The sequence below is a fragment of the Klebsiella sp. 141161 genome (assembly GCF_050600815.1).
Lineage (GTDB): Bacteria > Pseudomonadota > Gammaproteobacteria > Enterobacterales > Enterobacteriaceae > Klebsiella > Klebsiella aerogenes.
On the sequence record NZ_JAQIRN010000005.1, the window covers coordinates 156,631 to 176,982 of the forward strand.

General features: G+C 53.0%; 17 protein-coding genes and 2 tRNA genes. 7 read left to right on the top strand and 12 right to left on the bottom strand.

Annotated elements, in window-relative coordinates; all coding sequences use genetic code 11:
- Positions 1 to 3: 3 nt before the first annotated feature.
- Positions 4 to 357, bottom strand: coding sequence for a YfeC-like transcriptional regulator (locus PGR79_RS14890; protein ID WP_013878158.1), 354 nt, complete (start codon positions 355 to 357; stop codon positions 4 to 6).
- Between the two features lie 219 nt (positions 358 to 576).
- On the opposite strand from PGR79_RS14890, the gene PGR79_RS14895 reads away from it, so the two are divergent.
- The 3 genes from PGR79_RS14895 (at position 577) to PGR79_RS14905 (ending at position 3,163) form a co-directional block, all read left to right on the top strand.
- Positions 577 to 652 (top strand) — tRNA-Ala (locus PGR79_RS14895).
- Positions 653 to 693: 41 nt separating this feature from the next.
- Positions 694 to 769 (top strand) — tRNA-Ala (locus tag PGR79_RS14900).
- A gap of 210 nt (positions 770 to 979) precedes the next feature.
- Entirely contained in the window at positions 980 to 3,163 is a 2,184-nt protein-coding gene (locus tag PGR79_RS14905; RefSeq protein ID WP_213794322.1) for an EAL domain-containing protein, read from the top strand.
- A 55-nt stretch (positions 3,164 to 3,218) separates the two neighbouring features.
- On the opposite strand, the gene PGR79_RS14910 is transcribed toward PGR79_RS14905, so the two are convergent.
- The gene (locus tag PGR79_RS14910) at positions 3,219 to 4,421 is read right to left on the bottom strand and encodes a NupC/NupG family nucleoside CNT transporter (protein ID WP_430921943.1); all 1,203 of its coding nucleotides are present in this window, start codon (positions 4,419 to 4,421) and stop codon (positions 3,219 to 3,221) included.
- A gap of 345 nt (positions 4,422 to 4,766) precedes the next feature.
- On the opposite strand from PGR79_RS14910, the gene PGR79_RS14915 reads away from it, so the two are divergent.
- On the top strand, positions 4,767 to 6,002 hold the full coding sequence (locus PGR79_RS14915) for an Nramp family divalent metal transporter (protein WP_087860073.1): 1,236 nt from the start codon (positions 4,767 to 4,769) through the stop codon (positions 6,000 to 6,002).
- Positions 6,003 to 6,042: 40 nt separating this feature from the next.
- Here the strand turns inward: PGR79_RS14915 and PGR79_RS14920 are convergent, their stop codons facing one another.
- Together PGR79_RS14920 and mgrA are read right to left on the bottom strand one after the other, a co-directional pair.
- Positions 6,043 to 6,408 (bottom strand): DUF2502 domain-containing protein, encoded by a 366-nt coding sequence (locus PGR79_RS14920; RefSeq protein ID WP_087860074.1) that lies wholly within the window; start codon positions 6,406 to 6,408, stop codon positions 6,043 to 6,045.
- Positions 6,409 to 6,535: 127 nt separating this feature from the next.
- Positions 6,536 to 7,528 (bottom strand): L-glyceraldehyde 3-phosphate reductase, encoded by a 993-nt coding sequence (gene mgrA / locus PGR79_RS14925; protein WP_113374460.1) that lies wholly within the window; start codon positions 7,526 to 7,528, stop codon positions 6,536 to 6,538.
- A gap of 176 nt (positions 7,529 to 7,704) precedes the next feature.
- Between mgrA and PGR79_RS14930 the strand changes: the two genes are divergently transcribed.
- Positions 7,705 to 9,366 (top strand): alpha-keto acid decarboxylase family protein, encoded by a 1,662-nt coding sequence (locus PGR79_RS14930; RefSeq protein WP_113374459.1) that lies wholly within the window; start codon positions 7,705 to 7,707, stop codon positions 9,364 to 9,366.
- Here PGR79_RS14930 and PGR79_RS14935 read toward each other — a convergent pair.
- Positions 9,363 to 10,598, bottom strand: coding sequence for an ion channel protein (locus PGR79_RS14935; RefSeq protein ID WP_113374458.1), 1,236 nt, complete (start codon positions 10,596 to 10,598; stop codon positions 9,363 to 9,365). The two genes, PGR79_RS14930 and PGR79_RS14935, sit on opposite strands and share 4 nt — an antisense overlap.
- Positions 10,599 to 10,862: 264 nt before the next feature.
- Here PGR79_RS14935 and glk point away from each other — a divergent pair, with 264 nt between their 5' ends.
- Positions 10,863 to 11,828, top strand: coding sequence for a glucokinase (gene glk / locus PGR79_RS14940; RefSeq protein ID WP_113374457.1), 966 nt, complete (start codon positions 10,863 to 10,865; stop codon positions 11,826 to 11,828).
- A 43-nt stretch (positions 11,829 to 11,871) separates the two neighbouring features.
- On the opposite strand, the gene PGR79_RS14945 is transcribed toward glk, so the two are convergent.
- Positions 11,872 to 12,615 (bottom strand): LytR/AlgR family response regulator transcription factor, encoded by a 744-nt coding sequence (locus PGR79_RS14945; protein WP_087860079.1) that lies wholly within the window; start codon positions 12,613 to 12,615, stop codon positions 11,872 to 11,874.
- 11 nt (positions 12,616 to 12,626) lie between these two features.
- Positions 12,627 to 14,324 (bottom strand): sensor histidine kinase, encoded by a 1,698-nt coding sequence (locus tag PGR79_RS14950; RefSeq protein WP_045391561.1) that lies wholly within the window; start codon positions 14,322 to 14,324, stop codon positions 12,627 to 12,629.
- Between the two features lie 381 nt (positions 14,325 to 14,705).
- Between PGR79_RS14950 and alaC the strand changes: the two genes are divergently transcribed.
- Positions 14,706 to 15,944, top strand: a complete 1,239-nt coding sequence (gene alaC / locus PGR79_RS14955) for an alanine transaminase (protein WP_087860080.1) — start codon at positions 14,706 to 14,708, stop codon at positions 15,942 to 15,944.
- Between the two features lie 44 nt (positions 15,945 to 15,988).
- Here the strand turns inward: alaC and ypdK are convergent, their stop codons facing one another.
- From ypdK to PGR79_RS14980, 5 genes are all read right to left on the bottom strand, one after another.
- The gene (gene ypdK, locus PGR79_RS14960) at positions 15,989 to 16,060 is read right to left on the bottom strand and encodes a membrane protein YpdK (protein ID WP_077777854.1); all 72 of its coding nucleotides are present in this window, start codon (positions 16,058 to 16,060) and stop codon (positions 15,989 to 15,991) included.
- A gap of 365 nt (positions 16,061 to 16,425) precedes the next feature.
- Complete coding sequence (locus PGR79_RS14965) at positions 16,426 to 17,619, bottom strand: cyanate transporter (RefSeq protein ID WP_113374456.1); 1,194 nt, start codon at positions 17,617 to 17,619, stop codon at positions 16,426 to 16,428.
- Complete coding sequence (locus PGR79_RS14970; RefSeq protein WP_113374455.1) at positions 17,619 to 18,074, bottom strand: nucleoside deaminase; 456 nt, start codon at positions 18,072 to 18,074, stop codon at positions 17,619 to 17,621. The genes PGR79_RS14965 and PGR79_RS14970 overlap by 1 nt, the downstream gene beginning before the upstream one ends.
- 157 nt (positions 18,075 to 18,231) lie before the next feature.
- Complete coding sequence (locus PGR79_RS14975) at positions 18,232 to 19,035, bottom strand: MipA/OmpV family protein (RefSeq protein ID WP_228302520.1); 804 nt, start codon at positions 19,033 to 19,035, stop codon at positions 18,232 to 18,234.
- Between the two features lie 206 nt (positions 19,036 to 19,241).
- Positions 19,242 to 20,105, bottom strand: coding sequence for a hypothetical protein (locus PGR79_RS14980; protein ID WP_183269103.1), 864 nt, complete (start codon positions 20,103 to 20,105; stop codon positions 19,242 to 19,244).
- Positions 20,106 to 20,352 lie beyond the last annotated feature (247 nt).

Genomic DNA, 20,352 nt, shown 5'->3' on the forward strand with positions numbered 1-20,352 from the left:
ATTTTACTGGCCGCGTATTCCAAGACGGTTTAACAACCCGGTAATGCCTTCGCGTAGCAGCAGCGACATTAGCTGCTTCTGTTCGCGATGAGTCATCTCTTTGCAGAGCGTAAGCAATAAGGGTTCGAGATCGGTCTCAGCGACCGAATAGGGCGAGGGCGTTTCCGCTACGCGCTGGGCATTGCGGATAAACTCCCGTACCTGCTCGTTAACGTGTACGAGACGCGCTTTGCCTCCCTGTACGCCAGGCCGCGGAGAAGTTTGCCACCCCTCTTTACGAACCCATTTATTTATCGTCTGTCGGCTAAAGCCAGTTAGATGCGCAATTTCTTCCGGAGTCATTCGTTCCTTGAGCATACTATTTCCTGAGTAAATATGTGGGAATTAGTGCTTCATGTTATAGCATCCTTTTACAGGAAATAGTGACATGTTTAACGCCTGCCTGCGATAAGGCTCGCATTGTCAGCTATTTGCCTGCTTTTTCAGCGATTGAATCAGGAGGGGTAATTTTGCCGTTGACACCTGGCGAAGGAATTCATATTATGCCGCCCGTCAACACGACACGCTTTACGTTACGGGGCTATAGCTCAGCTGGGAGAGCGCTTGCATGGCATGCAAGAGGTCAGCGGTTCGATCCCGCTTAGCTCCACCAAATTCTGCACCCAGCGGATTTGGTTCGTAAAGAGGTCCTGTGGGGCTATAGCTCAGCTGGGAGAGCGCTTGCATGGCATGCAAGAGGTCAGCGGTTCGATCCCGCTTAGCTCCACCAAAATTCGAACCCTCGCTACGGCGGGGGTTTTTGCTTTTGGCGCCGTCAATGTAAATGACGTTAAGCTTACGTCAGCGTGTATCGAGCAAATAAAAACCAACGTAATTTAGGAATTTTTCTCGGTTTATTTTCTTGCCTGCCATTATTAACCAACATACTATTTTCTGATTGCTTATAATTTTTTAGCCGCAGAGGTGTTGATTAACAATAATGACTGACATATTTAACATCAAAGTTAAAAAAACTCTGCTGGCGTTAATTGTTTGTTTGATTTTTATTCCGCTTTCTCGATTAATTTCTCCGCAAACCCTTATCGACGGAAAACAAATTTATCTGGCATGGCTACCATTAAGCGTCATGTACGCAACCATTTGTATTTTCGGTCGTTACGCCGTTGCTCCTTTGATTGTTGCGTTTGCAATTACTAATACATTTATAATAGATCTAACTTATACGCAGGCCGCTATCCTGTTATTCTGTCAGTTATTTTCCGTCTTTTTCACCTTCGCAATCATGCGCTCGTTGTCGGGGAAAAAATGGCGTAGCGGAAGGCCGGCCAAGCGCCATATTGGTCGCCGTATCTTCTGGGGCGGCTTCTTTGCCCCCATCCTGCTTAAGCTGACGATGTATCTGGCGGGGCGCTTCTTCGCTTTCCCGCTTGCCGTCTCAAGCTACTTTAGTACCGCCTCGATCATCTATTCCGTTATTGATATTCAGGCGTTGATATGTGCCGCCTTAATCTTTACGACCGCTTTCTATTATCCGATGAGAATGATAGTTAGCCCACGTTATCGGCGGGTGTTTTGGGCCCGTCATTGTCAACCGTGGCTGGTGAAAGAAAAAAGAACCTTTACCGTGTATTGGTTTATAGCATTAATCGCAATCATGCTGGTGCTTTGCGCGCCTTTTGATTCCGATTTAATTGCCGGATATCTGGTGCCAATTATTTTCATTCTCTACTTCGTTGGTATTGGGCGGCTGGGGCATGAGTTAATTCGCATTACGTGGGCTATTTCGGCATTCTTTTTAGTCGCCTATAACAAAAACTTTCTGCAGGGCGTTCAATCGGGGTACTCCTTGTCATTTGTCCTGTCGGTGCTAATTTCATTCACGATTTGTTTGTTTTACATGACGGATATTTATTCGCGTAGCGACAGAATTAAACAACGCTGGCGCGATCGGGCTGAAGAGGATCCGTTAACCGGGTTACCCAATCTGCGAGCTCTGGAGGGACATTTGCGCCAGTCGCCGCGGGTGGTTATTAGCAGTCTGCGCATCGAAAACCTGGACTTCCTTAGCCGCCATTACGGCATGATGATGCGCGTAGAGTGCAAACGACAAATAGCCCGCCGCCTGCAGCCGCTCCTGGATCACCGCGATAAAATTTATCAGCTCCCGGGTAGCGAGTTATTGTTGGTGATAGAAGGGCCGGATCCGGCTGCGCGGCTAAATCACATTGTCGCGATGCTTAACCACGCAAAATTTAACTGGCATAACCACGCTCTCGATTTAGAGTTTGGCGCGGCGTGGGGCAGCTACAGCGGCATTGAGACGGAATTACATCCCATGCTCGGCCAGCTTAGTTGGCTATCGGAGCAGGCTGGCGCCGTGCAGCGGGTGCTGGCGTTAGATACCGCGCAGGAAGAGGTTTCCGATCAAACGACCGAACAGGTGCGGATGCTGACGAAAATTAAACAAGCGCTGAACGAGCGTAATCTTCTGTTATATGCGCAGCCGATTCAGAATGCAGAAGGGGAAGGCTATTACGAAATCCTCACCCGTATGCGCTGCGGCGAGACGATTATCACCCCCGATCGTTTTATTCCGCTTATTGCACAGTTCAACCTCAGTCAGCGCTTCGATATGCTGGTGCTGGAAACGCTGTTCAGCCAGCTTGATCAACATCCCGGCCGACGTTTCTCCGTTAATTTGCTGCCGTATACGCTGATGCAAAAGGATAGCGCCGCACAGATCATCGCGCTGTTTAAGCGTTATCGCGTTTCGCCTGCTTATATCACGATTGAGATAACCGAAGAACAGGCGTTCTCGAATGCGGATACCAGCATGCATAATATTCAGCTGCTGAGCGAGTTCGGTTGCGCTATCGCTATTGATGACTTCGGTACCGGTTACGCTAACTATGAGCGTCTGAAAAGCCTGCAGGCGGATATCGTAAAAATTGACGGCTGCTTCGTGCACGAAATCGAGAGCGACCAGCTTGATGCGATTATCGTGAAATCCATTATCGAAATCGCGAGGGCGAAACAGTTAACGGTCGTCGCAGAGTACGTAGAGACCCAGGCGCAGAAGGCGATGTTACTGGCGCTGGGCGTCGATTATTTGCAGGGCTACTTGATTGGCAAACCACAGCCGTTAAGCGAATTGAAGGCGTAAAAAAGCCGGGCGATGCTACAGCCCGGCTTGTTATTTTATTAACGTCTGTTTGAGATTACAGTACCAGCGCAGCGATAGAGGCTGACAACACGCTGACCAGCGTGGAACCGTAAACCAGTTTCAGACCAAAGCGAGAAACCACGTTACCTTGCTCTTCATTCAGGCCTTTAATCGCCCCGGCGATGATGCCGATAGAAGAGAAGTTGGCGAAGGAGACCAGGAAGATGGAGATGATACCTTCCGCACGCGGGGAGAGCGTCGCTGCCACTTTCTGCAGATCCATCATCGCCACGAATTCGTTAGACACCAGTTTGGTCGCCATAATACTGCCGACCTGCAGCGCTTCGCTCGCCGGCACGCCCATTACCCACGCAACCGGGTAGAAGATGTAGCCAAGGATCCCCTGGAAGGAGATGCTGTAACCAAACCAGCCGGTAACGGTGGCGAACAGGGCGTTAAGTGCGGAGATCAGCGCGATAAAGCCGATCAGCATCGCCGCAACGATAATCGCTACTTTAAAGCCTGCCAGAATGTATTCGCCCAACATTTCGAAGAAGCTCTGACCTTCGTGCAGATTGGACATCTGCAGGTTTTCTTCGCTCTGCTCAACGCGATACGGGTTAATCATCGACAGGACGATAAAGGTGCTGAACATGTTAAGCACCAGCGCGGCAACCACATACTTCGGCTGCAGCATAGTCATATAGGCGCCGACGATGGACATCGAAACGGTAGACATCGCGGTTGCCGCCATGGTGTACATACGGTTGCGCGACATTTTGCCGAGAATATCTTTATAGGCGATGAAGTTTTCCGACTGGCCGAGGATCAGCGAGCTGACGGCGTTGAAGGATTCCAGTTTGCCCATGCCGTTAACTTTCGACAGCACGGTACCGATAGCGCGGATGACAATCGGCAGAATGCGAATATGCTGTAAAATACCAATCAGCGCGGAAATAAAGACGATTGGGCACAAAACCTTCAGGAAGAAGAAGGCCAGACCTTTATCGTTCATGTTACCGAATACGAAGTTGGTGCCTTCGTTGGCGAAACCGAGAAGTTTCTCGAACATCTCAGAAAAGCCTTTCACGAAACCCAGACCGACATCGGAGTTCAGGAAGAACCAGGCCAGCAAAACTTCAATAACAAGTAATTGAATAACATAACGAATGCGGATCTGCTTACGGTTGTGACTGACCAGCAAGGCCAGTATAGCCACCACAACGATCGCGAGGACAAAATGCAAGACGCGGTCCATATTTGCTCCAAATATGAGGCAGGTTAAATTTCCGTGCACATTCTATGCAACAAGCCTAAATAAAACGAGATCGAATCCACACTATTGCAAGGATATGTGACCAATAACAAAAATAGTGATCAATCGTACATTTTTGTTATGTTATGCAAAGGTATTAAAAGTTGCATTAATGTACTAATCTGATGAAAGGCGCGTTGTCCACATCTTCACGCCCGTTTTGTTGTTTGGCCTACTATCGTTCCCTCCTATCAAAGCAATCATTATCACCTTTCTAAATGAACTTGATAATCATTCGCATTTTGATAGCATTAAACATAGCAAAGGCTATATTTCCAGGGGCAGAAAATGACTAGCAGTCGCGTTGAGAATAGCAGCGGTCGCGCAGCGCGCAAGATGAGGCTCGCACTGATGGGGCCCGCATTCATTGCTGCCATCGGCTACATCGATCCGGGTAACTTCGCCACGAATATCCAGGCTGGCGCCAGCTTTGGCTATCAATTGTTATGGGTAGTGGTATGGGCGAACCTGATGGCGATGCTGATTCAGGTGTTATCGGCCAAGCTCGGTATCGCCACCGGTAAAAACCTCGCGGAACAGATCCGCGACCATTACCCGCGCCCGGTGGTGTGGTTTTACTGGGTACAGGCGGAAATTATCGCCATGGCGACCGATCTGGCTGAATTCATCGGCGCGGCCATCGGCTTTAAGCTGCTGCTCGGCGTTTCCTTATTACAGGGGGCGGTGCTGACCGGCGTCGCCACCTTCCTGATCCTGATGTTGCAGCGTCGTGGGCAGAAACCGCTGGAAAAAGTCATCGGCGGGCTGCTGCTGTTTGTGGCGGTGGCCTATGTGGTCGAGCTTATCTTCTCGCAGCCGGCGATAGCGCCGCTGGCCAAAGGTATGATTATTCCGAGCCTGCCGAATGGCGAAGCGGTATTCCTTGCCGCCGGGGTTCTCGGGGCGACGATTATGCCGCACGTTATTTATCTGCACTCGTCGCTGACGCAAAACCTGCACGACGGCTCGCGCAAAGAACGCTATAACGCCACGCGTTGGGACGTGGCGATTGCGATGACCATTGCCGGCTTCGTTAACCTGGCGATGATGGCGACCGCTGCCGCTGCGTTTCACTTCAACGGCCACACCGGAGTGGCCGATCTCGACCAGGCTTATTTAACTCTCGAGCCGCTGCTTAGCCATGCCGCCGCGACGATTTTTGGTCTCAGTCTGGTTGCTGCCGGTCTCTCGTCGACGGTAGTCGGAACGCTTGCCGGGCAGGTCGTGATGCAGGGGTTTATCCGCTTCCATATTCCGCTGTGGTTTCGCCGGACAATTACCATGCTGCCATCGTTTATCGTGATTTTGATGGGGCTGGACCCGACGCGTATCCTGGTAATGAGTCAGGTGTTGCTGAGCTTCGGGATTGCGCTGGCGCTGGTGCCGCTGCTGATTTTTACCAGCGATGCGCGGTTAATGGGCGATCTGGTAAACAGTCGGTGGGTAAAACGCATCGGTTGGCTGATTGTGGTGATTGTGGTGGCGCTGAACGGCTGGCTGATTATTGGTTCCGCATTAGATTAAGGCGGACAACAAAAAAGGGAGCTTTCGCTCCCTTTATCAATTAGTGGTGCCCGTGGCCATGTCCTCGACCACCGCCCCAGCCACCGTGACGACCGCCCCAATCGCCACGGCGATCGTTCCAGCCTTCGCGATAACCGCGCTCGTAAGCACGACCGCGATCCCAGCCGCGTTTATCCCAACCGCGATGCCAGCCGTTATCATGGCGATGCCAGCGGTGATCGCGCCATTCATAATGACGACGCCAGTAGTCACGGTCGCGCCAGCCGCCACCGTCCCAGTAGTTACCGTAACCGTCACGATCGCCAATTTGTAATTTTACCGATGGCAGCAGGGTGATTTCACCAGCATTGGCGATAACCGGCGCGCACGCCAGCAGTACCGCAGCCAGAATCAGTGACCTGAACATACTCTTCTCCTCACGATCGGGTCTTAAATGACCTGTTAACCAGATATTACGAGCCGGTAAAGAGACGTAGCATCAGGGAACTCTTAAATCGCAAGAAATAGCATTTTTTGCCAAAGTAAAAATGAGTTTACACCGCAAGGATCGCGTCAATGGCGGCGCACTCTTCAGCGCTGAACTGGCGGTTGCTTAACATGCCCACGGCATCGTCCAGTTGCGCTGTCTTACTGGCGCCGATCAGCACTGACGTCACCTTATCTTCACGCAGTACCCAGGCTAACGCCATCTGTGAAAGCTTCTGTCCGCGGCGCCCGGCAAGGGCGTCAAGCTGGCGGACTTTTTCCAGCCGCTCGGCGGTGAGCTGTTCCGGCTGTAAAAAACGGCTATTGCTGGCTGCGCGCGAGTCTGGCGGAATACCGTTGAGGTAGCGGTTGGTCAGCTGGCCGCCAGCCAGCGGTGAAAACGCTATACTTCCCACGCCTTCGGCCTGCAGCATCGCTAATAATCCTTCTTCCACCCAGCGTTCAAACATCGAATATTTGGGTTGGTGAATCAGGCAAGGCGTGCCGAGATCGTTGAGGATAGCGAGAGCCTGACGCGCCAGCTCGAGCGGGTAGTTCGATAAACCAACGTAGAGCGCTTTTCCCTGGCGAACCAGATGATCCAGCGCGCGCATGGTCTCTTCCAGCGGCGTTTCCGGGTCCGGGCGGTGGTGATAAAAGATATCGACGTACTCAAGACCCATCCGCTTCAGGCTCTGGTCGAGACTGGCGACCAGATACTTGCGCGATCCCCAGTCGCCATAAGGACCATCCCACATGGTATAGCCGGCTTTACTGGAGATGATGAGTTCGTCGCGGTAGGGCAGAAAATCTTCTTTCAGGATCCGCCCAAAGTTGCTCTCAGCCGATCCCGGCGGTGGACCGTAATTGTTCGCCAGGTCGAAGTGGGTAATACCAAGGTCGAAGGCGTGACGCAGCAACTGGCGGCTGACCTCTACCTGTGTTTCATCGCCAAAGTTATGCCACAGGCCGAGAGATATCGCCGGTAGCTTCAGGCCGCTGCGCCCGCATCGGCGGTACTCCATGGTCTGATAACGCGTGTCGCTTGCCTGGTAAACCATACTTCCTCCGCATCAAAACAGGGTGTGTATACGTTTACACTAATCAATGTTGTACGCGGAGTATATGGGGAAAACGCGTAAATTTTGCTTTCCACCCTCTTTATTGCTCACAATCTGGACAGGTAAAGCGCATATCTAATACTCAGATTACCTGCACAATAACAAGGATTATGGATATGCAACCGACTTACACCATTGGCGATTATCTGCTGGATCGTCTCGTAGATTGTGGTATCGATCGCCTGTTCGGCGTGCCTGGTGATTACAACTTACAGTTTCTCGATCACGTGATAGCCCATCAAAATTTGGGATGGGTCGGCTGTGCTAACGAACTGAACGCGGCCTACGCCGCTGACGGCTATGCGCGCATAAAAGGCGCCGGCGCGCTGCTAACCACCTACGGCGTAGGAGAGTTAAGCGCGTTAAATGGGGTGGCCGGTAGTTATGCAGAACATATCCCTGTACTGCATATTGTGGGCGCGCCTTCTACCGGCGCGCAGCAGCGCGGCGAACTGCTGCACCATACGCTCGGCGATGGCGATTTCACCCATTTCTCGCGGATGAGCGAACAAATTACCTGTACCCAGGCGACGCTAACGGCTGGCAACGCCTGTCACGAAATTGACCGGGTATTAAGCGACATGCTGACCCACCACCGCCCAGGGTATCTGATGCTGCCTGCCGACGTGGCGAAAGCCCGCGCGGTGCCGCCAGCCCGCGCGCTGGTGATTAAGGGCCCGGCGGCCGATGAAAACCAGCTTGCCGGCTTTCGTGAGCACGCGGCCAAACTGTTACGCAGCAGTCGCCGCGTGTCGCTGCTGGCGGATTTTCTCGCCCAGCGTTACGGCCTGCAAAACACACTACAGCAATGGGTTAAGTCCGCGCCGATTACCCACGCCACCATGCTGATGGGAAAAGGGCTGTTTGACGAACAAGGCTCAGGTTTTGCCGGGACCTATAGCGGGATCGCCAGCGCGCCGCAGACTCGCGAGGCGATGGAAAGCGCCGATGCCATCATCTGCGTGGGTACGCGCTTTACCGATACGATTACCGCCGGCTTTACCCATCATTTGCCAACGGAGAAAACCATCGAAATCCAGCCGTTTGCCGCACGGGTTGGCGATCATTGGTTCAGCCGGATCCCGATGGATCAGGCGCTGGCGGCCCTCATTGATGTTTCTGGCAAGCTGTCCGCGGAATGGAGCGCGCCAGATATCATCGCGCCCGACGCTTCCGGCGCGCCGCAGGGCAATCTGACGCAGAAAAGCTTCTGGAGTACGGTCGAGAAACAGCTGCGGCCGGGCGATATTATTCTTGCCGATCAGGGAACCTCGGCATTCGGCATCGCCTCATTAAAACTTCCCTCGCAGGCGACGCTGCTGGTGCAGCCGCTATGGGGCTCTATCGGTTTTACGCTACCTGCCGCTTACGGCGCGCAGACAGCCGCCGCGGACAGAAGGGTGGTATTAATCATTGGCGATGGCGCCGCGCAGCTCACTATCCAGGAGATGAGCTCGATGCTGCGCGATAAGCAAAAACTGTTAATTTTGCTGTTGAATAATGAGGGCTACACCGTCGAGCGCGCGATTCACGGGCCGGAACAGCGCTACAACGATATCGCGTTGTGGGACTGGAGCCGCTTCCCTGATGCTTTTGCGCCGGATACGCCTTCCCGCTGTTGGCGGGTATCGCAAACCGGCGAGCTGGCGGAGGCGATGGCCGATAGCGTTAACTCCGATAAGCTAACGATGGTCGAAGTCATGCTGCCAAAAATGGATATTCCTGATTTCTTACGCGCTGTCACTCAGGCGCTGGAAAATCGCAACAACCGCAGCTAATCGCCGCGGCGCCTGGCAATCATCAACGGCTTCCCGGCCAGCAGTAGCCAGGCCGGAAGCATCACGATACACAGCAGCGGTAGCAAGGTGGTATCCGGTACCACCACTGCCGCCATAAACAGGCTCAGCCAGCCATCGCGGGTGACGACCAGCACCAGACCGAGGATCGCGCAGGAGATGGTAATGGCGGCCGGTACCGCTTCAACGTGCGCATGCAGCATTAGCCCCAGCGAGACGCCGACAAACACCGCCGGGAAAATACGCCCGCCGCGAAAGCCACAGGCGGCCGCCAGCACCAGCGCCGCCAATTTCACCACGGCAATGAGCAGAAAATCACCGGCGCCAAGCGTCTGGCTGGAAGCCAGTTGCTGCATTTCGTCCAGGCCTTTAAACAGCGTAATATGGCCGCCAATAACGCCCAGGATCCCCAGTAAAAAACCCCCGATGCCGAGCATTAACACCGGATTTTTCAGGCGGTGGATCAGCGCGTGCAGACGCGGTAGACACCACACGGCGACCATGCCGACGGCGATGGCGATAAGCGTGACGATTGCGCCGCTGATAATATCGACGATACGCAGGTGTGGATAGTGCGGGATCGGCAGGGTGAAATTGGGATGGAAAAAGATACCGGTCGTCAATGCGCCTGCCGCCGCTGCCAGCAGTGGGGCGAACAGCCGGTCCCATAACGGAACGTCGCTGCTGCTATTGAGCGTTTGCGAAAAAATAAGCGCCGCGGCAACCGGCGTACCGAACAGCGCGCCGATGGTTCCCGACGCGGCGAGGATTGTCCAGTCCAGCGAGCTTACCCGTGGAAACAGACGCGAGCCAAGGGCGACGGCAAGCGCGATATTGACGACCATGATCGGATGTTCCGGCCCGAGACTCACGCCGCCCGCGAGGCCGAGAATCAACGCCGCCAGTAACCCCGGTAGCGCGCTGGTGGCGATAGGCGCGCCGATTAAGGATTCGGTTGCCGGATCTGGCCCACCATGTCCAGGACTGAAACGGACCACCAGCCCCACGGCAATCCCGGTGAGAGTGAGGATGGCAATTATCCATAGCGGACTATCGGCGGCAATGCCGACATGTGCCGGCAGGTCGCTCCACAAGATGCTCTGCAGAATTGCGGCGATCTTCATCGCCACAATCAATACCAGGCTGGAAGCGATGCCAATAATAATGGCCGGTATTGATAACAACAGCATCGTTCTGGCGCGCGGGTGCAGCATGAAGGGTTCCTTTTAAATGTCCTGAAGCGCTACTTTGCCTGTCTCTGTAAAGAGCTTCGGCGCAAATGGTGCTGAAACGATAAACTTAAGGCCAAACCTGACGTTGCGTGTATGAAATAAGATGCCGTGTTACATAGATTACAGTCTAATTGTGACCAATGTCGCTAAACTACCGGCGGCTGTACGTTGGTCGTTGTTGTTATGTCGCCATGAATTTACAGTGTGCGAAAAGAATTATTTTGACTTTAGCGGAGCCGTAACGGAATGACAAAATTTGCTTTAGTAGGAGACGTCGGTGGAACTAACGCCCGTCTGGCGTTATGTGATATCGCAAGCGGGGAGATTTCCCGCGCTAAAACTTATTCCGGGCTCGATTACCCAAGCCTTGAGGCCGTTGTACGCGTCTATCTCGACGAACAAGCCGTGAAGGTTGATGATGGTTGCATCGCCATTGCTTGCCCCATCACCGGCGACTGGGTGGCGATGACCAACCATACCTGGGCTTTTTCTATTGCCGAGATGAAAAAGAACCTCGGATTCGCGCATCTGGAAATCATTAATGATTTTACCGCGGTGTCGATGGCGATCCCGATGCTCAAAGCCGAGCATCTGATCCAGTTCGGCGGCGCGCAACCGGCGGAAGGTAAACCGATCGCAGTCTACGGCGCAGGCACCGGTCTTGGCGTAGCGCACCTGGTACACGTTGATAAACGCTGGGTGAGCCTGCCGGGCGAGGGCGGCCACGTTGATTTCGCGCCGAACAGTGAAGAAGAGGGCATTATTCTCGAAGAGCTACGCAGCGAGTTGGGCCACGTGTCCGCCGAACGCGTTTTGTCCGGCCCTGGGTTGGTTAATCTGTATCGGGCGATTGTTAAATCCGATGGCCGTTTGCCGGAAAACCTACAGCCGAAGGACGTTACCGAGCGCGCGCTGGCGGATACCTGCATTGATTGTCGCCGCGCGCTGTCGCTATTCTGCGTCATTATGGGGCGCTTTGGCGGTAACCTGGCGCTGACCCTCGGCACATTCGGCGGCGTGTACATCGCAGGCGGTATTGTCCCGCGTTTCCTTGAGTTCTTTAAGGCATCGGGTTTCCGCGGCGGGTTTGAAGATAAAGGGCGCTTTAAAGCCTACGTGCAGGATATTCCGGTTTATCTCATCGTCCATGATAACCCAGGCCTACTGGGCTCCGGCGCGCATCTGCGCCAGACGCTGGGGCATATCCTCTAAACCACTCTCAGCCGGGCGGCGGTGTCTGCCGTCGCCCATCTCATTACAGATTCATCAACTGGCGAAACTCTTTCACCTTACTGCGGCTAACCGGTACCTGAAATTCAAGGTCGCGTAGCCGTAGGACGTAGGTGTTGTTGAACCATGGCTCTATTTCGCGAATTTTATTCAGATTGACGCAGTACGAGCGGTGGCAGCGAAAGAAGTGCGCAGCCGGCAGCTTGCTGCAGAATTCAGTGATGTTCATCGGCATGACGAATGATTCACGGCGCGTATAAACGAAGGTCATTTTTTCATGCGCTTCCGCGTAATAAATATCGTGAATGCTGGTGACGATGATCCGCTCGTCTTTAATCAGATTAATGGTGTCGTTTTCGCGGGTTGGATTGTGCACGGGCGTTCCGCTTACCGCCACCTGCTGCTGTTGCTGCCAGGCGCTGGACAGCTTCTGCAGCATGTTAATAATCCGCGATTCCTGATAAGGCTTAAGGATGTAGTCAAACGCTTCCAGTTCAAAGGCTTCCACCGCATGTTCTTTCCACGCGGTGATAAAAACGATAAACGGCTTATGCGCGAACTGGCTAATATTTTGCGCCAGCAGTACGCCGTCCAGAGAGGGAATATTGATGTCGAGAAAGATGGCATCGACTTTATTGTGCTGCAGGAATTTCAGCACGTCGAGACCGTCGTCAAAGGTGCCGACGATCTCCATCTGGCTGTGAGTATTAATCAACCAGGTGAGTTCCTGCTGCGCCGGGAACTCATCCTCAACAATAATGACTTTCATGTTTTCTCCGCTCATGGCAACAGCGATACCGGTTCAGTCGCCGGGGCGTGCTGGTTGGGGACGTAGAACGCAATCTCCGTTCCCGGCGTCAAGCGGCGGATATGCAGCCCTTCGCCGTAGAGCAGTTTCACCCGATGATGAACATTCAGCAGGCCAATTTTATTTCCCGGCATCTCGTCGGCTTCGACGCGGGCCACCACCGCCGGGTCAATGCCGTTACCGGTATCCCGTACGCTAATGCGCACCCGGTTTCCGCATTCGTTGATGGCGATGGTCACCACGCCCTTGCCCCGACAGGGTTGAATGCCGTGGACAATGGCGTTTTCTACCAGAGGCTGAATCAGCAGGCTGGGGATGACGCAGCTGACCTCTTCGTCAATATCATAAATCACCGTCAGCTTGTCGCCGAAGCGGGCCTGCTCGATCGCGATATAATCCTTAATTTGGTACAGCTCGCGCTTGATGTCGATCTGCTCGTCATCTTTTAACTCAATGTTATAGCGTAAATAGCGCGATAAATTGAAAATCAACTGTCGCGCGGTATCCGGATTCATGCGGATGGAAGAGGAGATGGCGTTAAGCGCATTAAACAGAAAATGGGGATTAATTTTACTTTGCAGGGCGCGTAGTTCCGCTTTATTGGCCATTTCACGCAGCTGTTCGGCCCGCGAGACCTCAAGCTGGGTGGAGATAATTTGCGACAGGCCGATCGCCATCTCCTGCAGCGAGGAGGTTATACGATGCGCGTGGCAGTAGTAAATTTTCAGCGTGCCGGTCACTACGCCTTTCTCGCGTAGCGGAATCACCAGCATGGAGTGGATCTCCGGTGTTCTGTAGGCTTCATCGTTGTTTTTAATGATGATGGTGTCGCTTTCAATGGCTTTGCGGGTGGTTGGGCTGATATCGTTGTTGCGATCGTTATAGTTATTTTCCCCGTAGCCAACGTAGGCCAGCACCCGGTCAGTGGTTGTAATCGCGACCGCGTCGGCATTGATGTCCCGGCGAATGATATCGCAAACCTGGCGCAGCGATTCGCTGTTGACGTGGCGGAACAGCGGCAGCGTTTTGTTGGCGATATCCAACGCCAGTTTTGCCTGGCGCGCCGCGCTGGCTTCTTTCTCGCCTTCCACGCTTTGGACCAGCAGAACAATAAAACCGATGCAGATGCTGCCAAGGATCATCGGAATACCGATTTTGGAGACAATATCGATCCCCAACGCCAGCGTCGGCGCCCACAGCACTACGAGGATCATGGTTAGCGTTTCGCACAGCATCCCGGCCAGAATCCCCACCTTCCAGCGCTGCGCTTTCGGGATTTTGCGGTTGATAAGCCCGGAAAGTAACCCGGCGACAATACTGGTGATAAAGCAGGGGATGGCAGTCACGCCGTCAATATCAATGAGATAGCGGTGTACGCCGGCAATCACGCCAACAATCGCGCCGACCCACGGCCCAAACAGGATCCCACCGGACATCACCGCGATAATCCGTACGTTAACCAGCGAACCTTCTACCGGAACGCCGGACCAGGTGCTAAATAGCGCAAACATGGAGAAAATGGCGGTGACCGCCAGCAACTCGCGAGGCGTATGTGCCGATTTATGCAGCAGTTCGCGGAACAGGCGTAAGCGGATAAGAAAAAAGAGGCAAATGAGCATTAATGCCGCGCGGTCAAAAACCGCCAGCAGCATATTAAATATATCGTGCATGGATGCGCCCAGGATTCGCGGGAAAGCAATATGATAGAAAACCTCACGCCAGAAGGCTAGCAGCAGAGATAAATGAGGAACAAGCATAAAAATTAAAGGGGATAAGTCGCTCACTCCAGCTATCAGGGCGTTGATGAGTAACGATGATACATTTGAGTATTATAAATGATATCAATATGTTGATTGTTTATTTAAGCGGCGCTCGTATTGGGAAAACGTTCTGCCGCATACCGATGCGGGATGACCCGTTTTATGCGTGGGCGATTATTTTTTATCAACCCTCTCGACAGCGTGTTTTTTTTCAGGTTATTTTCTAAGCGAGCCACATCGGTGGCCGCGTCGCTCGGACGGTCCGGGCGCTAACGTTAATCTGAGGAATCTATGGCTGAATTCAGTCCTGAACGCCGTTTTACGCGTATCGATCGTCTCCCTCCGTATGTTTTTAACATCACTGCCGAACTGAAAATGGCTGCGCGTCGGCGCGGCGAAGATATTATCGATTTCAGTATGGGCAACCCGGATGGCGCCACGCCACCGCATATTGTTGAAAAACTGTGTACCGTCGCCCAGCGTCCGGATACCCACGGTTACTCTACTTCTCGCGGTATTCCTCGTCTGCGCCGCGCGATTTCGCGCTGGTACCAGGAGCGCTATGACGTGGATATCGACCCGGAATCAGAAGCCATCGTGACGATTGGTTCGAAAGAGGGGCTGGCGCATTTGATGCTGGCGACGCTCGATCACGGTGATACGGTGCTGGTGCCAAACCCCAGCTATCCGATTCATATTTACGGCGCGGTTATCGCCGGGGCGCAGGTCCGTTCCGTCCCGCTAGTGGAAGGCGTGGATTTCTTCAATGAACTGGAACGCGCGATCCGCGAGAGTTATCCGAAGCCAAAAATGATGATTCTGGGCTTCCCGTCTAACCCAACCGCGCAGTGCGTCGAGCTCGATTTCTTCGAGAAGGTGGTGGCGCTGGCGAAACGCTATGATGTGCTGGTGGTGCACGATCTGGCCTACGCCGATATCGTCTACGATGGCTGGAAAGCGCCGTCGATTATGCAGGTGCCCGGGGCGCGCGATGTGGCAGTCGAATTCTTCACCCTGTCAAAAAGCTACAACATGGCTGGCTGGCGTATCGGCTTTATGGTGGGGAATAAAACGCTGGTTAACGCGCTGGCCCGCATTAAAAGTTACCATGACTACGGTACCTTTACGCCGTTGCAGGTGGCGGCGATTGCCGCGCTGGAAGGCGATCAGCAGTGCGTGCGTGATATTGCGGAACAATATAAACGTCGCCGTGATGTGCTGGTGAAAGGGCTGCATGAAGCCGGCTGGATGGTTGAATGCCCGAAAGCGTCAATGTACGTGTGGGCCAAAATTCCGCAGCAATATGCGGCGATGGGTTCGTTGGAGTTCGCCAAAAAGCTACTGCAGGAGGCCAAAGTGTGCGTCTCGCCGGGAATCGGCTTTGGCGACTATGGCGATACTCATGTGCGTTTCGCATTGATCGAAAATCGCGATCGTATCCGGCAGGCTATTCGCGGCATCAAATCCATGTTCCGCGCCGATGGACTGCTACCGGCAGCCAGTAAAACGGTAGCTGAACATCACGAATAAAAAATGGGAGCCGTCTGGCTCCCATCTCTTTACTGCATACCAGGTTAAATCATCAGGGCGAAGGTACCGGCCCAAACGATGACCATAAAAGAAATTCCCATCAAAAAGTATTTCACGACATGTCACTCCGCATTTTGGCGAAACGCCTAAATGAATTTAACTTTAACCCTCGCAGGATTGTCGCAGATAAAACCAGACTATTCTGGCGACTGCGGCAGCCCGAAATTCTGTGCGTCAACTGCTCCAGATGGCGCTAATGTACGCTTAAAAAATGGTGGAAACAAGATCCATTTTTTTATTAATTTTTAGTTACTTACGACTGTCGTGAATAGGCGACACATTAATTTCATTCGGTAATAAATTCAATTACGGCGACGAAGATTTTAAGTAATACCCTGACATTCTGTAGTTATTTGATTTTGGGATTTTTTCTATTGGCGAAGAGGGGCAGAAATCACTTTCTGCACCCTAAACGATGAGGTTAGCGGGCGGCCGTCGGCGCGCGCCATTGATGCGGATAACGTGCGGGAACAAAACGCAAGGTAAGCGCCATTAAGAGGAAAACGCAGATGGCATGGAATTCCCAGTCTAGCTGGTAGTTTCCGCTCAGGCTGCGTAGCAGCCCTGAAAGCCACGGCGATAACCCGGCGATAATAAAACCGATGCCCTGCATAAACGCCACCAGTCTACCGGCGACGGCAGGCTGCGGCGAATGGTCCAGCGCCAGCACCAGACATAGCGGGAAGGCGCCGCCCAGTCCTACGCCGCAGCTCACGGCCCACAACAGCGGCAATTGTTGTGGCCACCAGATGAAACCGCAGAACCCGAACAGTTGTAGCGCAAGCGCCAGCATCAGCAGCTTACGGCGATCTTCATGGCGAGCGAGCATCGGTAGTACCAGCGCGCCGGCGGTCTGGCCGACGGTCATCAACGCCAGAAGCGTGCCGCTAAACTGAGCGCTGTGGCCAAGCTGCATATAATAGGGTGGTAACCAGGCAATCAGGCTGGCGTAGCCGCCATTGATCAGCCCGAAATAAAGGCCAAGCGTCCAGGCCCGGTGGTGACGAAAGACCGACGGCGCGGTTTGCGCCGATGCGGCCACCGGCGCGGCGGGCAGCATTTTGCAGAGCGGCAACCAGCCAATGACCGCGGCCAGAGCCGGTAGCGCCCACCACGCCAGCGCGTGGTGCCAGAGCGCGCTATGCTGCGCAAGCCAGGGAGTGATCGCGGCGCCAAGCCCGCCCCCGCCCATCAGCGCCGCCGACCACAATCCCATCACCTGCGGCGTGCGGCGATGAAAAAGACGTTTAATGACGCTGGGTATAATCGCCTGAATCACGCCGATGCCAATCCCGCCGAGCAGCGCGCTGCTAAGCAGCAGGCCGCTTTGCGGCGCCAGCTCGCGCAGGATTGCGCCAATGCCTATCGCCAGCAGACTTAACGCGATACTGCGGTTTTCACTAACGTGGCGATTAATCCATCCACCAGCGAGCGCCAGCACGCCCATCGCGACGACCGGAAGCGCGGTCAACAGTGAAACCAGGGTAAAGCTCATGCCGGTTGCTCGCTGCAGTTGCGGCAGCAATGGACCTATCGAGGTCAGTAGCGGGCGCATATTAATGCCGATCAGCACCAGCACAAATAACGTCAGCATATTGCGTTGCGTCTGGCTCATTACGCTTTACTCGCCCAGCGCTGATACAGGGCCAACCCTTCGGGTTGCGGGCAATGGTGAATGGGGAGTGATTGGCTGTCTAACGGCTGCTGCAATTGCTGATAGATAGCGGCGGTAGAGAGATTGAAGCGCTCGCCATCCTCATTGCTGTTGGCAAAATAGACTTCGCGCACGCCGGTTAAATACATCGCGCTCAGACACATCGGACAGGGTTGTCCGCTGGCGTAAACCACGCATTCGCGCAATACCTGATTGCCCAGACGTAAGGAAACGTCGCGGATGGCATTGAGTTCAGCGTGCGCGGTAGGATCGCCGCTCTGGTGCAAGGTATTCACCGCTTCGGCAATGACTTCACCGTTGCGCACAACGACGGCGCCGAATGGGCGGCCACCGTTTTCAACATTTTTGGCAGCAAGCGTAATGGCGCGCTGAAGATGGTTAGCATGAGTAGACATGAGCGGCTCCTGTAGAGGTCGGGTAGAAGAACTCAATCGGCGGCAGGCTGGAGATTGAATTCTGCTACAGGGTAGCGAGCTGATGCCATAAGCTAAAAGACTTATTTATAATTGAGTTAATCAGATTAACTTATGGGTTGAGAAATACCCGGGTGTTCTACCAGGTATATCCGACGCCGAGGATGCCATACAGCTCGCCGCTGTGCTGGACAATGGGACTATCGGCGATATCGTCATCATAGCGTTCGTAGTTTGCCGCCACCATACCGACCCAATGCGGGCTAAAGCGGTAGCTGGTTATGATGGCGACCATTGGCGATACCGTCGTGCCGGTATCCCACTGCGGGCGCTCGGGCGTTGCCTCGCCCGCAGAGACGCCGCCAAAATAGTAGTTCGCCATGTTATGACTACGCACCATCAGCCCCATACCGGGCATCACCAGCAGATTGTCTTTAACGATCGGGAAATCGGCCCATAACAGCAGCTCCTGGCCGTTGCTGCGGCCGCTGATATCGGAACTGATGCGCGCGCTTATCAGCGCGTATGGCGTGATCCAGGTAGCGCCAATACCGCCCTCCAGCTCGCCTTTACGCTCGTCCATTCCCTTGAATGCCGCATCGTCGCTGGGATCTAAATTACCGAAACGCCAGCGCCCGTAGCCATAAAGCGCGATATTGTCATCAAGGTGAAAATAGTAGCGGGCGCGATCGCCCAGATACATTAACTGGTCGCCAAAATACAATCCTCCGGGAATAAAGTGGGTTTCATTGTCCTGCTTTTGGTAGCGCGCGGTACCGCTAATCGCGGCGCCGCCGAGAACCCAACCTTTGGGTACCGGGCTATTCGGGTTATCGGCGGAAAAAATGTCGATCGAGCCGAGGTCGACCTCAGCGCGGGTGGCACCACAATACAAAGCAAGCGAACCGAGAATGGCTATGGGATATCGGGATAGTTTCAGCATGGGCTCATAGTTGGCACGGGATGATGAAGTCGATGTGAATCGAGCATGATAAACAATAGACGATAGCGAATGCGGTAGGGGGAGATTTTTTGTTTTTTATCGTACTTTTTCTGTTTTGCTTTTGGGGGGAAAGCAGAGTGAGCCAGTATCGACACTATCCATAATGGCGGATTATTCGCGTGAATAATCCGCACAAAAAATGAATGTTATGAATTAAGAATCAGTTCAGAGAGTGAAGCCATCGAATGATTTTCGTTGGTGACGATGCCTTCTTTTTTTAATTTTTCCATAATGGATTTAAAGGCGAGCTGTTTACTACTTTCTGTCGCGTTAAGTAGGTCGCGGTTAAAGGCGGGATTCGATTGAATGATATAATTAATGAATTCGAGCAGCAGTTTATTCTGTGGCGGCGTTGATGGCTCATTAATGGTTTTTTCATTATATGAATTCATCGCAGCTTCAGAATACTCAAGCGGACGACTGCTGATGGTGTGCTCGTAAATTTTTTCAATTTCTTTGCTGGTAATGTACAGCTTGCTGAGCTCAATCGTTGGCTTATCATCATTATCAGGAATGAAATTGCAGTAGATGACGTTTTTAGCCGGGGAGATAATGCTAAGCGTTTCTTCTTGCTGAATGTTATCCGGATTCTCCAACACATCCATTAAATTTCTTGAGTGAGTGTGCCATAAACCAGAAACGGAAACGTTGAGCTTAATTTTGGCAATGGCGCTGTCGTGATCGGCATCAATGACCGACACATTTTCATTCAGGGTGATGATATTGTTTATTTTAGAGTGCTGAGACCAGGGCTTATTGGCTTTGGTAATATCATCAAAACCGCCGTAGCCGTATGACGAGTCGCCAACCCCCTGATTCCGGGTCAGGGCGCTATTGAGCGTGCCGCGATTCTTTTTCAGTTTCAGGCACAGGCTGATAGCGCCGATATCGTGCCAGTGAAGTAAATCTTCCAGTTCGCACTGCAGGAGTTTTTGGGCACGAGCGATAGAGCAATACTCCAGCGGTGGGAGATTGTTCAACTTCCAAATGTTTCTTTCTATCTTATTCATGGCATTAATTTAATATAAATGTTTTTAATGGTCTGCGTTTCTGATTAACATAACGCGAGCGTTGTTATTTGGCTGCGCAATCATTTTCATCAGAAACTATTCATCAGGGAAATGTATGTTCACGGTTTGGAACATTTATACGACGAAGGGTGGTGGTTAAAATACCCTCTGCGGATGATTATAATCACTATTTTATAAATAACAAATAGAGTAATGCTTAATTAACGATAAAGACAATGTAAACCAT